This window comes from Chroococcus sp. FPU101 (genome assembly GCF_017312365.1).
In the GTDB taxonomy this organism is placed as follows: domain Bacteria; phylum Cyanobacteriota; class Cyanobacteriia; order Cyanobacteriales; family Microcystaceae; genus Chroococcus.
In genome coordinates this window covers 1-15,777 of the sequence record NZ_BLJI01000028.1, presented here as the reverse complement: position 1 = coordinate 15,777, position 15,777 = coordinate 1, and the positions used below count along the sequence as shown (strand labels likewise).

The 15,777-nt window shown below is 37.9% G+C and carries 13 protein-coding genes and 1 tRNA gene; 8 read left to right on the top strand and 6 right to left on the bottom strand.

Translation table 11 applies throughout. The features are described from left to right. Positions 1–17 precede the first annotated feature (17 nt). The 5 genes from CFPU101_RS18895 to CFPU101_RS18875 all read right to left on the bottom strand — a co-directional run bounded on the left by CFPU101_RS18895 (position 18) and on the right by CFPU101_RS18875 (position 5,665). Entirely contained in the window at positions 18–896 is an 879-nt protein-coding gene (locus tag CFPU101_RS18895) for a tetratricopeptide repeat protein (protein WP_206816886.1), read from the bottom strand. A gap of 11 nt (positions 897–907) precedes the next feature. After that, positions 908–1,723: a tetratricopeptide repeat protein gene (locus CFPU101_RS18890; RefSeq protein ID WP_206816885.1), complete on the bottom strand. Its 816-nt coding sequence runs from the start codon at positions 1,721–1,723 to the stop codon at positions 908–910. Beyond that, a complete protein-coding gene (locus CFPU101_RS18885; protein ID WP_206816884.1) occupies positions 1,723–2,313 on the bottom strand; it encodes a hypothetical protein in 591 nt (196 codons plus the stop codon). Before CFPU101_RS18885 ends, CFPU101_RS18890 begins: the two co-directional genes overlap by 1 nt. Beyond that, positions 2,310–4,604 carry a DUF3488 and DUF4129 domain-containing transglutaminase family protein gene (locus CFPU101_RS18880; RefSeq protein WP_206816883.1) on the bottom strand — a complete coding sequence of 765 codons (2,295 nt, stop codon included), beginning with the start codon at positions 4,602–4,604 and terminating at the stop codon, positions 2,310–2,312. Before CFPU101_RS18880 ends, CFPU101_RS18885 begins: the two co-directional genes overlap by 4 nt. Before the next feature lie 104 nt (positions 4,605–4,708). Next, positions 4,709–5,665 (bottom strand): transposase, encoded by a 957-nt coding sequence (locus CFPU101_RS18875; RefSeq protein WP_206816882.1) that lies wholly within the window; start codon positions 5,663–5,665, stop codon positions 4,709–4,711. Positions 5,666–5,863: 198 nt separating this feature from the next. Between CFPU101_RS18875 and CFPU101_RS18870 the strand changes: the two genes are divergently transcribed. The 5 genes from CFPU101_RS18870 (at position 5,864) to CFPU101_RS18850 (ending at position 10,323) form a co-directional block, all read left to right on the top strand. Beyond that, positions 5,864–6,895 carry a hypothetical protein gene (locus CFPU101_RS18870; protein ID WP_206816881.1) on the top strand — a complete coding sequence of 344 codons (1,032 nt, stop codon included), beginning with the start codon at positions 5,864–5,866 and terminating at the stop codon, positions 6,893–6,895. 23 nt (positions 6,896–6,918) lie between these two features. Further along, on the top strand, positions 6,919–7,584 hold the full coding sequence (gene nfi, locus CFPU101_RS18865) for a deoxyribonuclease V (RefSeq protein ID WP_206816880.1): 666 nt from the start codon (positions 6,919–6,921) through the stop codon (positions 7,582–7,584). 112 nt (positions 7,585–7,696) lie between these two features. After that, positions 7,697–9,133 carry a 15-cis-phytoene desaturase gene (gene pds, locus CFPU101_RS18860; RefSeq protein WP_206816879.1) on the top strand — a complete coding sequence of 479 codons (1,437 nt, stop codon included), beginning with the start codon at positions 7,697–7,699 and terminating at the stop codon, positions 9,131–9,133. Between the two features lie 99 nt (positions 9,134–9,232). Beyond that, a complete protein-coding gene (crtB, locus tag CFPU101_RS18855) occupies positions 9,233–10,159 on the top strand; it encodes a 15-cis-phytoene synthase CrtB (RefSeq protein WP_206816878.1) in 927 nt (308 codons plus the stop codon). A gap of 78 nt (positions 10,160–10,237) precedes the next feature. Next, positions 10,238–10,323: transfer RNA gene (locus tag CFPU101_RS18850), tRNA-Leu, on the top strand. 8 nt (positions 10,324–10,331) lie between these two features. Here the strand turns inward: CFPU101_RS18850 and CFPU101_RS18845 are convergent. Further along, positions 10,332–11,429, bottom strand: a complete 1,098-nt coding sequence (locus tag CFPU101_RS18845) for an RNA polymerase sigma factor, RpoD/SigA family (RefSeq protein WP_206816877.1) — start codon at positions 11,427–11,429, stop codon at positions 10,332–10,334. Between the two features lie 355 nt (positions 11,430–11,784). Between CFPU101_RS18845 and priA the strand changes: the two genes are divergently transcribed. From priA to CFPU101_RS18830, 3 genes are all read left to right on the top strand, one after another. Further along, positions 11,785–14,292, top strand: coding sequence for a primosomal protein N' (gene priA, locus CFPU101_RS18840; RefSeq protein WP_206816876.1), 2,508 nt, complete (start codon positions 11,785–11,787; stop codon positions 14,290–14,292). Positions 14,293–14,362: 70 nt separating this feature from the next. Beyond that, positions 14,363–14,707, top strand: a complete 345-nt coding sequence (locus tag CFPU101_RS18835) for a DUF4359 domain-containing protein (RefSeq protein WP_206816875.1) — start codon at positions 14,363–14,365, stop codon at positions 14,705–14,707. 465 nt (positions 14,708–15,172) lie between these two features. After that, positions 15,173–15,625, top strand: coding sequence for a hypothetical protein (locus tag CFPU101_RS18830; RefSeq protein ID WP_206816874.1), 453 nt, complete (start codon positions 15,173–15,175; stop codon positions 15,623–15,625). Positions 15,626–15,777 lie beyond the last annotated feature (152 nt).

The window sequence follows — 15,777 nt, the reverse complement described above, 5'->3', positions numbered from 1 at the left end:
AAATTCTGTGTTGTGAATCAATGGTTAGGTGTTTTTTGTGCTTGCTCGATATTATCCTGAATTCGTCTTTCGATGAGTCCATTACGGATTTTTTTGGCAATTAATAAGGCTTGATTGTAGTAGTCTAAAGCTTGTTTCGATTTTTCTAGAGTATAGTAGACGAATCCGATATTGTTCAGCGTCATTGCTTCAGTGGTTTGATCTCCAGTTTCTTTAAAAATCGCTAAAGCTTGATTGTAGGTTTCTATAGCTTGTTGTGATTGTTTTAAGTTAGCGTAGATCCCTCCAAGATTATAGAGCGTGATGGCTTCTTTTGGGCGATCGCCAAGTTCTTTAACGATTGCTAAAGCCTGATTATAATTGTCTAAAGCTTGCTGTAATTGTCCTAAATTATTATAAGCTAACCCAGTATTGAGTAAAACTCCAGCTTCTCCGATGCGTTCACCGACTCTTCTATAGGTGAGCAAAGCTTGTTTATAATAATCGAGAGCTTTTTTAGATTGTCCGATTTTGGTATGTGCTAATCCAAGATTGTTAAAGGTTTTAGCTTGTCCTAGAGGATCATTAATTTCTGCAAAAACAGGTAAAGCTTTTTCATAGTATTGTATCGCTTGTTTCGGCTGACTGACATCATCGTAAATTTTACCAAGCGAAAACAAGGCTAAAGCTAAGTTTTGTTTATTTCCTTGTTCTTGTGCCATTTTTGAAACTTTTTGCCAAGTTTCAAGAGCTTGTGATGAGTTTCCTTGCTGTGACTGTTGATTCGCTAAATCTACGAGTTTTCCAAGTTCTTCTGTTTGATTTTGCGCCTGACTCGGTTGAGTTATTAGTGTTAGGCTAATCGTACTCGCACAAAAAATTAAGGTTAGTAAACTTCTAAAAAGATGTTTGCTCATTAGTATTAAAGTTAATACAAAGTCATCATTAATTCGCGCTGATATTTTTTGGTTAAAGGATGTTCCATACCAAGTAAGTTAAAAACAGCAATCATCGCTTTTCGAGCGGCATCATTGCGATATTTACGATTTTGTTGAACGATACTTAAAAATAATTGTAACGCTTGTTCTGGTTGATTTGATAAAAAGAATTCAGACGCTTGAGCAAAAACTTCATCTAGTGGATTTTCAGTCGATTCAGAAGGATTATTAAAACCAATGAGTGTTTGAAGGGCTTGTGCTTTCGCATAATATTTTTTATGATCTTCTCGAATGGTTTTTAACATTCCTTTAGCAGCTTCTATTTGCTTGACTTTTATCAAAAAATCTGCTGCTTCAATGACTAATTTAAGCTCATTTGGATACTGTTTAAAAAGTTGATCAAAGATCAGTTTTACTTGCTGATAGTTTTGCTGTGCCATTAATTCTTGAACTTTTGCTAACTCTAAATCTAACTCCGATTTTAAGTTTAATTGCTCAAAAAACGCTCTTAATTGTGTTTCAGATAAAGCACCAACAAAACCGTCTGAAATTGCTCCTTGATTAAAAATTTTAACATCTGGTACACCTTCTACACCAAATTGATTTGCTAAATCAGGATTTTGATCGATATCAATTTTAGCTAAAATAAAATCATACTCTTTGACTAATTTTTCTAGCGTCGGTTTTAGTAATTGACAGGGGCCGCACCAAGTTGCATAAAAATCAGCAATAACGAGTTTTTTATATGATTTCTCAATAACTTCTGTTGTAAAATTTTCGGTGTTAATATCAATTGAATATCCCATTATTGTTCCTCTTTTGCCCAAATTGCTAAACCGCCGCCTTTACCTCTAGCTGCTATTATTTTATCAGAAATGGCGAAGTATGAGAAAAAAGCTTGTTTTTGAATCGAAGCTTGAGTAAAATTATCTTCATTTTTTTGATCACCGCGTACATAACCTGAAAAGATTTTTTGTCCCAAAACTTGTATCGTTAAACGAGTAAAATCAAAAACAACGATATTTTTATTCGGTAAAATTTTCATCGGGCCATTTAATAATAACTTTAAAGTACCTAAAGAAACTGAATTACCAATTGTTCCTATTTCATTATTATGATTTTGAGAATATAAAAGATAAATTTTGACCCATTTTGGTATATACTTTCCTGAGCCTAAGATAATTCCAGCACGATCGCGTGTTTTTTTCGTACCTGTAACAAAAAACAATCGCCAAGAACCCTCTAACTGTTTTAGAGTAACTGAATTTTTATTTTTTTTAGCGGTTTTTTCTTCATCTAATAAAGCGTCTACAATTGTGTTGGGAGTCGGTTGATCAGTAGATTGATATAAAAAAGCGTTGGCAGCCTGTTCTAAAACTAGAATATTTTCAGTCATTTAACCTTTAAAGGATTTAGTAGCTTTACCAATATTTTAAACTGTTTTCGTAAATCATCTAAATTTGGATAGATTTCGCCATATCGCCAACTGACATAAGCTTGAGAGATATCTTGAATAATATTCGTAACTATATCTGGATGATATTCACGAGAGATTTTTACATATTCGAGTGGCGTTTGTGCGGGATGTTTAGTGTAACCTTTTTCTTGGAGTAATCCTAACATCTTTTGATAGAGTTGTTCGACTGGCGGTAATTTGGCTAACCGACGTTGAAACCTCAATTTTTTGAGTTGTAGCCAGCTTAACCAACCCATTAAACCGCAAAAAGTCGCTAAAATAAAGCCAATAATTCCACCTAACAGACTGCTAGAAATAAATTTCCATAACCAGCCAATAAACTGAAATATTTTTTCTAATACTTCATTAAACAAAATATTGAAAAAGCTAACAATAGGAGAAGGAAGCCAACTAGCCACCCAGTTCCATAATTGTTTTAATACACTAAATTGAACGACTTCTTCAAAAGAGGGAGGGATTAAATCATGCCCTGGAATCGGATCAAAAGCATACCAATCATAGTTAGGGAAATAAACTTCAGTTAAAGCATAAGCATCCGTATTTTTAACTTCATAAAACCCCGTAAAAGGATTAAATTGACCCTGTGAAAAACCAACCGTTAGACGGGAGGGAATACCCAGAGAACGTAACATCATGGTTAAAACAGTCGAAAAATGATCGGGATAACCTCCTTGATATTTAAACAGAAATTCTTTAACTAAATCATTTTGTTTTTCAAAAAAAGGTAAATCTGAAATAATTTCATAGTTTTGTTTTAAAGCTTGAGCGAGATATAAGGATTTTTCGTAGTTCGTCGTTAGAGGTTTTGGCGATTTTGCTAATAATTCTTCAGCTTTTTGTTTTACTTCCTCGCTAATTTCAGCAGGAATTTGTAAGTAATATTGTTTAATTAATGGCGAATAATTTTGAGGTGCAGTATTTAAAAGGGTTTGATTTCGATAGGGAACTTGAGAGATAACAGTATATGTTAATCCTTCTATTAATGCACCTGGTGATCTTAAACTTCCTTCTGGATCTACAGCAATTTCTTTAGTTGGAAAAAATAGATATTGTGGCGAGGCAAGGGCTGGAATTAAATTAGGTAAAGTAGAAGTTAATGTATAACTTTGAATCACTTCTTTAGTCTTAGCCTTGGTCATTGGTAAACCGATAAAAAAGCGATATGACCAAGCCGAACGAGTGAGATTAATTAATTGTTCATCTCGTGAAACTTTCCAACCTTGACCCGTATAATGATCAAAAGATAAAACTTTCCAGAAACCAGGGGCTTGAGAACGAACACGCATCACGATTTTAGGCTTCATAGTACCCCTAAGATTTTGATTCATTTGACTATTAAAGCCATAATAGAAAGTCTCATCAATTTGTCCAAGCCCAACGGCTTGATTAGTTGCTACACCAGACCCATTGGGGTTGGTTTCTTTACCTTCTTTAACATAACCTGGATTAATAATTGTTCGATTTTGTTCATCAAAACTTTTTTGGCTTAATTCTGATGGGCTACTGACAGGAAAACTTTGAATTTGATATCCCGAAAAACGAGGCATAATTGCAAATATCGCCAAACCAATACCCATAATTAATAAGAAAACAATTCCTAGACGATAGGGTGAAAGAGGAGAGTATTTTAGAGTTGATGTTAAAGGAATGGTTTTTTTAAAGGTATTGAGTCCTAAACGTGAATGATAATCTAAAACTAAAGTAGGTAAAGCGAGTAACAAAAATAATAGCAACCAAGGGGCAAAAGCAACGGTTTGAGAGACAGTTCCAGCAACACCGAGTAAGATTAAACCAATGACCATCGAATAGCCTAAGTCTTTGCGTCGTGGTAGGTCAAAACTATGTAAAACTTGGAGTTGGGTAAGGAGTTGGGCTAAAGCAATTCGAGTATCTGGAAAAAGGGTTAGTAAGTTGACTAAAAACATTCCCAAAACGGCTAACATACCTATAGCAATCAGGAATTTAGCAGTAATATTGCGATGTCGTCTACGATACCAACTCCAAGCGGCCCCGATGATACTTAAAGGAATTGCCCATAAACTCATTTGAGTGTCTGCGGCTACATCTGTGGCAATGATACCGACGATGACCAACGCTTGTACTAAAATTCGCAATAGTAAAGACTCTTCAGTTTGAGGATGAGGCTGGTTTTTAATTTGCTGTTGAAGTTGGCTAAACCAAGACTTAGCTTGAGGTTGAGTAGTTGTCATGAAAAAAAGGTAAAGATGATGACGGGTCTTTACCTTTATCTTTCCCATTTTGATGACGCTAAATTTAAAAAACTGAAAAATTGCTCAGTAGTCAATTTAGATCATTAACTGAGTTTTTCAATTTGAGGCTGTTTGGTGGGTATTTGTTCTTTAATGACTTTAGCCGCAATGAGAGGAAAGTCTCGAATATGATTGATGATTAAATTCCAAAAATAACCGTACTGAGGAAATTTTTTCAGCAGCAGAAGTTCAGCTAAAATATATAATCTAAGGGGACTTCTTCTATATTCGGGTGGATTATCTTCTAGTCTAATTTGTTCGGGAAGTGGGAGTAAATAACCAATTACTTTGTCTTTTTCATAAAATTTTGCTTGGACATATAAACCCAGTAATCTATCTAATGTCCAAAACGGTACATATTTGAAAGGCCCACCTAAATTTAACATTGGCATTAAATCTTTTAAGCTTTCTTGTACCATTGAGGTTTGCCAAACTTTTTTATCAAAATTTTCCAGATGCGGCCCATGATGGTCAGTTCTTTCTCTAATTAAACAACGCCAATCAAATTGATTTTCTAATGGTGCGATCGGAATTTCAAATAAATCTTTATTTTGATCATAACTTTTGTGATTCCCTAAAGACTTACCACAGATTTTTAGTTCATCAATTGGGTTAATTTTTGACCAAGGAGCTTCTAATTCAGCTTTTCGCCCATAATCAAATTCTTTTCTACTCAGTCTCATCACCCAGCTATCAGGAAATCGCTTAAAATATTGCAATACGATTTCTAAAATATCGGGTGTTAAATATTCATCACAATTTAAGCTTAATGTATAAGTCCCCGAAGCATTTATCAGTCCAGTAATACGTTGAATAACTTCTCCTCTTAAAGGGCTATTAATCTGTTGAACTCTAGCATCATCAATGATCGATTTAGTCATGCTAGGTGGATGAACTAGGATAAATTCAATATCTCCTTTAACTTCTAATAATTTCTTTAACCAATGCTCTGAAAAGCCTTCTCGTGTTGGCGTAACAATAGATAAAATCGGTTTAACCATAAGAAGCTAGAATGTATTTATATAGGGAGCGTTAAATTAAATAACAGAATCATCTTTAAATGATTTGCCGAAAGTATAGCATATTTGAGCAAATTTCAATGGAATACTGAATGATAGGATACTTAGGAAGATTAGAGAATTTAATTAGACAAAGGAGTCGTACAATAGTAGTCCTATAATGTTGATGAATGATTGTTTATGGTTACTCCTTCCACTCAAGATATTATCTCTGCTTTAGAAACGCCCGTCGATATAAGTTTTGATTTACCCGATCCCGAAGATGAAGGGATAGAAGAGATAGACTTTCAAGAACAGTTAGACGCGATCTGGAAAGTGTGCGATCGCTTTGATCTCCAGACTGATATTTGGCGGGGGCGTATTCTGCGGGCAATACGTGACAGAGAGAAAAAAGGAGGAGATGGTAGAGGAACAGGTTTTCTAAATTGGCTCAAAAATCGAGAAATTACTAAAAGTCAAGCCTATGCTTTGATTCAATTAGCCAATAGTGCGGATACTCTTTTAGAAGAAGGTCAACTTGATCCAACGACGATCAATAATTTTAGTAAACGTGCTTTTGTCGAAACGGCTAAAGCGTCTCCTGATGTACAACGCTTGGTAAGTGAAGCCGCCCAAAATGGCGATCGTATTACTCGACGCGAAGTGAAACAACTTTCTGATGAATGGACAGCGATGAGTTCAGATTTACTACCTGAGATCCTCAAGGAAAAAGCGACAGAGGGAACTTTAAGCGCTCGTCATTTAGCCCCATTGGTGAAAGAATTAGAAAAACTCCCCGATAGTCACATCGAAACGATTCAAAAAGAAGTTTCTAACAATCCTGATGTTGATACGATTAAAGCGATGACATCAGAAGCGAAAAGTCTTTCTAAATATCTTGATGCAGCTTCTCAAGTTCAAACCCTCAGACGGGCAACTCTGGATATTGAAATGGCTTTAGATGAAGCGTTACGATTAGAGTGTTTAAATACAGCAGCCGATTTAGTTAAACAAGCGACTCAACTAGAACAAACGGTTGCTAAACTTTATACGACTTGGAAACGATTGGGTAGCCTTTCAGATCGATTATATGTTGATACTGGGGCGAGTAATCCTCATTTACGCTCAATGTTAACGTGTTTGGAAACGCTCACCAGTGAAGTGATCGAGGTTGAATTAGATGAAGGGGGTAAACGGTTAGTGCGTTTACGAGTGATGACGGAAGGAGAATAAAATTATTAAATGGACAGTTTTTTATGGAAATTCCCAATCATTATCAATTTCCGAAAACACTAGAAGAAGCAAAAGCCATTCAAGAAAAGTTACGATCGCAAGTTATTGTTAGAGATCAACTTGAAACGGTGCAATGGGTGGCGGGGGTTGATGTTGCTTTTGAGGATAATTACTCATTGACAAGGGCGGCGGTTGCTGTGTTTCAGTTTCCCGATCTCGAATTACAAGAAACAGCGATCGCCACTTTACCCACTTGTTTTCCTTATATACCTGGTTTTCTCTCGTTTCGGGAAATACCAGCGATTTTAGAATCTTTAAAAAAATTAACGATTATTCCAGATTTAATCTTCTGTGATGGACAGGGGATCGCCCATCCGCGACGTTTAGGAATTGCCAGTCATTTAGGTGTCTTAATTGATTGTCCGACGATTGGGGTCGCCAAATCTCGTTTAGTCGGTTCTCATGAAGAAGTATCCTTAGAAAAAGGCTCACAACAACCTTTAATCGACCAAGGAGAAACTATTGGAGTCGTACTTAGAACCAAGTATAAAGTTAAACCTCTATACATTTCACCAGGGCATCGAATTAGTTTACCAACTGCGATTCAGTATGTTGTTCAAAGTACCACCAAGTACCGCTTACCTGAAACAACACGCATCGCTGATCGGCTGTCTAAAGCAAAAATCTAAAGAAAATATTAAAAGTTTTAGCCAAATTTCCTCATTGATTTAAAAAATGTAACGAAATGCAAAGTATAATATTTTAAAAGTTAGACATAAACATTTATTGAGTAGAATCTAAATGCGAGTTGCGATCGCTGGTGCTGGTTTAGCTGGCTTATCTTGTGCAAAATACCTTGTCGATGCGGGACATACTCCGATTGTCCTAGAGCGTCGAGACGTTTTAGGGGGTAAGATTGCCGCGTGGAAAGATGAAGATGGAGACTGGTACGAAACTGGATTGCACATCTTCTTCGGTGCTTATCCCAATATGTTACAGCTATTCAAAGAATTAGAGATTGAAGATCGCTTGCAGTGGAAAGAACACACGATGATTTTTAATCAACCTAATCAGCCTGGAACCTATTCCCGCTTTGATTTTCCTGATCTTCCTGCTCCGCTTAATGGAGTAATTGCGATCCTTGGCAATAATGATATGTTGACTTGGGAAGAAAAAATCAGGTTTGGTATCGGACTGATTCCAGCAATGATTAAGGGTCAAAAGTATGTCGAATCAATGGATCAATACTCTTGGTCAGAATGGATGCAGAAACAAAACATCCCCCCCAGAGTAGAAAAAGAAGTTTTTATTGCTATGTCTAAAGCATTAAACTTCATCGATCCCAACGAAATCTCTTCAACCATCCTTTTAACCGCCTTAAACCGTTTCCTCCAAGAAAAAAACGGCTCTAAAATGGCATTTCTAGACGGTTCTCCGACCGAAAGACTTTGTGAGCCTCTTGTCGAGTATATTACCTCTCGTGGGGGTGAGGTTCGCTTAAATGCCCCTTTAAAAGAAATTTTGTTAAACGATGACGGTAGCGTGCGAGGATATCTCCTCAGAGGGTTAGATGGCGCACCCGATGAAGTATTTACCTGTGATCTGTATGTGTCTGCGATGCCAGTCGATCCGTTAAAGGTGATATTACCTCAACCTTGGAAAGAAATGGACTTTTTCAAAAAATTGGATGGTCTAGAGGGAGTTCCAGTCATTAACTTGCATCTATGGTTTGATCGCAAATTAACCGATATTGATCATCTTCTTTTTTCGCGTTCTCCACTCCTCAGCGTATATGCTGATATGAGTAATACCTGTAAGGAATATGCAAATCCCGATCGCTCGATGCTAGAACTTGTTTTAGCACCCGCTATGAATTGGATCAGCAAATCGGATGAAGAAATTATAAGAGCCACTATGGCAGAATTAGAAAAACTTTTTCCGCAACACTTTACAGGAGATAACCCGACTAAATTGCTCAAATCTCATGTCGTAAAAACGCCGCGCTCAGTTTACAAAGCGACTCCCGGTCGTCAAGCTTGCCGCCCTGATCAAAAAACTCCAATTAAAAATTTCTATCTTGCAGGGGATTACACCATGCAACAGTATTTAGGGAGTATGGAAGGGGCCGTCTTATCTGGTAAACTAACGGCGAGTGTAATTGCTCAAGATTCCCTTCTTGATGCCATGAATCCCTTAAATAGCGATTCTGACTCAACTGCTCTCGTTCAGATGGTCTAATCGTCTTACCTTTGGTCAGTTCTCTACTGGCCTCTTGAATGAGACAATGCTAAATGACGATTAAGCAAAGTATACAGACAAGTGATCTGCCTGTGGTGAATGCTGCAATTGCCTAGACCCCCCCTATCAACAACCCCTCTGGCCTCTCTCGAAGAGTCCTATGAACTCTGTCGCCAGATTACCGAGAAGTTTTCTAAAACCTTTTATCTCGGTACACTCCTGATGCCCAAAGAAAAACGCCAAGCGATTTGGGCGATCTATGTCTGGTGTCGTCGTACAGATGAACTCGTAGACGGGCCACAAGCTGGACTAACAACGCCTGAAACCCTCGATCTGTGGGAACAGCACCTCGATTCAATTTTTGCGGGTGAACCCATTGAAGATGTTGATGTTGCCCTAGTCGATGCCCTACAGCGGTATCCGATGGATATTCAACCGTTCCGCGATATGATCGCAGGCCAACGAATGGATCTCTATCGCAGTCGCTATGAAACGTTTGAGGAACTGAATCTCTACTGTTATCGAGTGGCTGGTACAGTTGGACTAATGACGAGTCCTGTTCTGGGTGTCGAGCAGCGTGTGGGAACAGCACCTTGGGAACAAGGGTACTATGTTCCGCAAGAAGAAGCGATCGCCCTTGGGATTGCTAATCAATTGACAAATATCCTAAGAGATGTAGGAGAAGATGCCCAACGGGGTCGAATCTATCTACCTCTAGAGGATTTAGAATTGTTTAACTATACCGAAGAAGATTTATTCAAAGGGGTCATTGATGAGCGTTGGCAGTCTTTGATGCAGTTTCAAATTCAACGAGCGAGAAAGTATTTTATTTCAGCAGAAAAAGGCATACAATCTTTATGCCCTGATTCGCGTTGGCCTGTTTGGGCGGCTTTAATGCTTTATCAAGGTATTCTAGATGTCATTGAAGCCAACAATTATGATGTGTTTACAACACGAGCTTATGTACCAACTCCCAAGAAAATGATCTATCTACCTGTAGCTTGGTTGCGGGCGCAGGCTTTATAGTAAGATTTTTTAGTTCAAGCCTATTGCCTAGAAAAAAGACTTGTGATACAATAGAAGATCGTCGGCTCAAAAAAACTTGGGGGCGTGGCGGAATGGTAGACGCTACGGACTTAAAATCCGTTGACCCTTATCAGGTCGTGTGGGTTCAAGTCCCACTGCCCCCATCAATTGATTAACTTAACCATCCTTTAAGACGGCGTGCTACCTGTGGACGGCGTAGTTTTCTCATCGCTTTACTTTGAATTTGTCTGACTCTTTCTCGTGAAAGGTTAAACATCGCGCCAACTTCTTCGAGGGTATAGGGTTGAGCAGTGACTAAGCCATAACGCAATGAAATGACATCTTTTTCTCGTTGAGTTAGAACATCACTCAAGACGGCGGCAATTTCAGAGCGCATCATTGCTTCATTCATTTGCTCTTCTGGTAGTTGCAGTTCTTCGTCTTCGAGTAAATCGACTAATTCGGTGTCTTCTCCTTTGCCGACTCGATGGTTGAGTGAAAGAGATTGACGACGTAATTGTAAGAGTTGTCTAAGTTGTTCGGGTGTGACTTCGAGTTCAATAGCGAGTTCAAGTTCGTTGGGGTTACGTTGGAGTTTTTGTTTGAGGACTCGTTGGGCTTTTTTGAGTTTATTGAGTTTTTCGACGATATGAATCGGTAAACGGATGGTTCTCGAGTCATTAGCGATGGTACGAGTAATCGCTTGACGTATCCACCAATAGGCATAGGTGGAGAATTTATAGCCTTTGTTGGGGTCGAATTTTTCGGCGGCGCGGTTTAAGCCGATCGCTCCTTCTTGGATCAGGTCTAAAAAAGGTACGCCACGATTGAGATAACGTTTGGCGATCGAGACGACTAATCTTAGATTAGAACGAATCATTTTGCGTTTGGCGGTACGTCCTTTGTACAGACGGTTCTCTAAGACTCGTTCATTTTCTAAACCTAAGAAGAGAGCCCATTCTAGTTTTGTCGGTTGACGCTGTAAGAGTTCGCTTAGTTCGAGACGTTTTGATTCGGCATCGGCAAGGTATTTGACGGCGTAGGCGAGTTCGACTTCTTCAGAGGGTTGGAGTAGGGGATAACGTGCCATTTCTTTGAAGAAGGCTCCTACTGTGTCGTCTGAGGTGGTTTTTGTATAGCCAGTGGGAACTCGTTCATCTGTCCATTCTAAAAAATGCCGTTCAATTTCTTCGTCAATGGGTGAGATTTTTTCATCGCTGTTGATGAGGAGTTCGGCGGTTTGAGTTGGCGGTATTTTAAAGTTATTCATAAGCTATGTTGATGAGACTGGATCTATAAATTCATCTGTTTTCCCGATGGCCAAATTTTCACATTGATTTTTGTTATTTTGAGTTTTTTAAACGTTTTCTTAATTAATTGACTTAACTTTGAGTCGTGTTTTGATGAAAATTTAATGACTTAAGTTAATATGTCACCAATTTGATCAGATTTTTTGTATGTTTAACTACAATGAATGAAAGTCAAAAAGCAGTTTTTTTAATACTGTATCCGATGTTTTAAAAAATGGGTAGATTATTTTTCTTGATGTTAACTATTTGTGAAGCGGAACTATCGTCAAATTGCCTTATAATTAAGTAACTGAGAATCACCTGCTAATGAATTTTATGTGCGCTTACGATTCGACGTTAATCGCCTCAGAATTAAAAGTTTCTTATTTGACCGAAACTCATCAAACTCGCTGGTTAGAAGTTTTAGTAGATTGCCCTGGAACAACAAATACAGAAAATGGCGAAGAAAAACTCTTTACCTATGCTGTCCCCTCAGATTTATCAATTCAACCAGGAGACATTGTTAGCGTTCCTTTCGGCTCACAAGTTGTTGGTGGCATTGCGATTCGTTTTGTCAAGAGTTTGCCAGAAAACTTAACAGAAGCACGAATTCGAGAGGTAGAAGATGTTATTACATCGGGTCTTTTTCCCCGAACTTACTGGGATTTACTTAATCGTGTAGCCAAATACTACTATACAGATTTGATGACGGTAATTCGGATGGCTTTACCACCAAAGCTACTCGGAAAGTCACAACGTCGCATCCGTCTTAAGTATGTTGCTCTTCCAGAAGGTGCAGAGATTTTTTGTAGTTTAGCAGCACAAGAAATTATACGTTTACTGAAATCTCAAAAAGAAGGCGACTACAGCGCACAACATATTTACAGTAAGGTTAGAAATGCACAAAAAGGAATTAAGGAATTAATTAAACGCGGTTGGGTGGAAAGTTATTTAGAACCGCCGAGAACAACCCGCCCTAAACTTCAAAAAGCTGTTATTCTAGTGATTAATAATTTTCCTGCTGATTTAACCAACAGACAGCGCGAAGTCATTGAGGTTTTGCGTCATCGTGGGGGGGAATTATGGCAAAATGAGTTACTACAACTTTCTAAAATTAGTCTTTCAGTCATTGAAACCTTAGCCAAAAAAGGTTATTTGGTGATTGAATTACGGGAAAAACTCCGCCTACTCTCTCATCCTGAAACCCTTAAAGATAGCGCGAAACAACTAACACCGACTCAAAATGATGCTTTAAATCAAATTCAAGCAACCACGAATTATCGTCAAATTTTATTGCATGGTGTCACAGGATCTGGTAAAACTGAAGTCTATATCCAAGCGATCGCACCTCTACTCGAAAAAGGATTATCAGCACTGGTATTAGTTCCTGAAATTGGTTTAACGCCTCAACTAACCGATCGCTTTCGTGCTAGATTTGGCTCACGAGTCTGTGTTTATCATAGTGCTTTATCGGTCGGTGAACGCTATGACACATGGCGACAAATGCTGACAGGTGAACCACAAATCGTTATTGGGACTCGTTCGGCGATTTTTGCTCCTTTACCAAAACTGGGAATTATTATTCTTGATGAAGAACATGATTCTAGTTTTAAACAAACTCAGCTGATTCCAACCTATCACGCTCGACAAGTTGCCCAATGGCGAGCCGAATTAGAACAGTGTCCTCTTGTCTTGGGTTCTGCGACACCTTCACTTGAAAGTTGGGTTAATATTCAAGAAAATACTAAGCACACTTACTATCTTTCTTTACCCGAACGTATCCAAGCACGTCCCTTACCTCCAGTCGAAATTGTCGATATGAGACGGGAACTACAACAGGGCAACCGTTCAATATTTAGTCGTTCTCTATCAATAGCTTTACATCAGCTAGTCGAACAACAAAAACAGGGCATTCTATTTATTAACCGTCGTGGCTATAGTACTTTTGTATCATGTCGAAATTGTGGCTATGTCGTAGAATGTCCTGATTGTGATGTTTCCCTTTCCTATCATTACACTCATGAGGGAGCGACAGAATTACTACGATGTCACTATTGCAACTATAGCCAATTACACCCGCGCAATTGTCCCGAATGTGGTTCACCTTATTTTAAGTTTTTTGGCAGTGGCACCCAACGAGTTACTCAAGAATTAACCGAATCATTTCCAAATATTCGATGGATACGCTTTGATAGTGATACAACACGAACGAAAGACGCACACCGTAACCTCTTGAATCAATTCGTAAAAGGTGAAGCTGATGTGTTAGTCGGCACACAAATGTTAACCAAAGGCTTAGACATTGCTAATATCACCTTAGTGGGAGTGGTGGCGGCTGATGGGTTATTGTATCATTCTGATTATCGGGCAGCCGAACGCGCTTTTCAAACCTTAGCCCAAGTCGCGGGACGTGCGGGAAGAGGAGAAAACCCAGGTAAAGTAATTATACAAACCTATTCCCCAGAACATCCCGTTATTCAAGCAGTCCGTCATCATAATTATCAGGGTTTTTTAGATATAGAATTACCGCAACGAGAAAGCTTAAACTATCCCCCTTATGGAAAGTTAATCTTAATTCGTCTTAGTGGTATGGATGGGGTAGAAGTACAACAAACTGCTGAAAAATTAGCCGATGAATGTATCGAAAGGCTAGGCTCATTGGGAGAAGTCTTAGGCCCTGCTCCTGCTAGTATTATGAGGGTAGCTCGTCGTTATCGTTGGCATATTCTTTTAAAATTTGATGCTTTAAGTGAGAGTTTATTAGGTTCTTTGCAAGACTTAAAGAAAAGTTGTCCCGCATCGGTTAGTATGGCGATCGATGTTGATCCAATTAGTATCGATTAACACTCTTCTCATAAACTGGATCAGTCTGCCAGAATAGAAAACGAAAGCCATCATCAAAAAATGACTCAATATGACAGGCAATTTAGTTAAAGGTAGTATTGCAGTAGTGACATTAGGGGTGATCATGACAGCGACTAACCCCAAACAAGAAGCTTACACCGAATACGCTACCGAGCGATTTATGAATCAATCTGGACAATTTGTTTGTGAGAAGACAGGATACTGTGATAAAGATGGTATGCCAGTTATGATCAAAAATACCGTCAAAAATAATTTTATTAAACCAGCGATTACCACAGCCACCGAAAGACAAAATTTAGGTGTAGTTAGTCTCTATACAACAGAAGTCCCTGGAGTGGGACAAATGAAAACAGTTGGCGCATTTGGTAAGTTTTTTACTTATTCCCAGTCGTAAGATTAATGTAGGGATGAATTAACATTCTCAATTGCTTTTATTCAAAATCAACTGATATATAATTTGTCTAAAATTATCTTTTTGAGATTATTAATGTGTAGTCACACTAAATTACAATAAATCAATCTATTTTAATTAAACATAAAAGTTTTGTTGGTTATAGATTTTTATTCTAAAACCAAATCACTAATAAAACCAAATAGTCTTAGTTGTTAAGACGATAAAAAAAAATGATGAGAGAGCCTAAAATGTAGATGTCACAAGAGTTAATAACAATTAAATTAACTTTAGACAATTAACTAAATGTTATTTTAGGCTAGAATTTAAGTTGAACACTAGAATTGTATACAGCAAGTTTTTTAAAATTTAATGTAAAATTCTAGCTTTAAAATAGGAGAAAAAATTGTGATGAAAAGTACAAATAATTGGATAAAAAAAAACAAAATTCAATCGATAACAATATTTTTGACATCACTTCTATTTTTTGTGGGACTGCTTTTTGTAGATAATGCTTCTGCTCAAGTCGCACAAAATATTGTCAATCAAGCTCAGTCTTCTTTTGAAAAAGCTCTGCAAGATACAAATCAAGTCATTAGTGATTTGCCACAACAATTAGAACGTGTCACCAGTGAGCCACAAATTGCAGTTCGCAAACAAATTGAAGACGATTTAGAAAATAGACAGGATTCACTAGAAAATCTTGCTGATTCTGTTGATGACTTAGCCGAAAAATTGCAGAGTTACAATAAGAAATCATTATCTTCCGATCCCCAGTTTCAAAAAAATGCTTTGAACATTCAACAGTCACTTCTTAACGTAGCTCAGACGATCGACAGTTTAGCCGATGATGTGGAAAATGCTAAAGAAGGTAGTACGCCTGCTTTCCGTACTCATACTAAGTTGCGAATTGTAGCGTAAAATTAAATAGAAAGAAGAAAAGGAAGATCAAGAAGAAATGTCCAGAGTCAGTCGAGTGTTACCGCATCTGACGGCGGAAGAAATTCAAGAAAAGATCCGTACAACAGATAATCACAGAAAATAGCAAAAATGGTGGATTGTCTACAACGCTT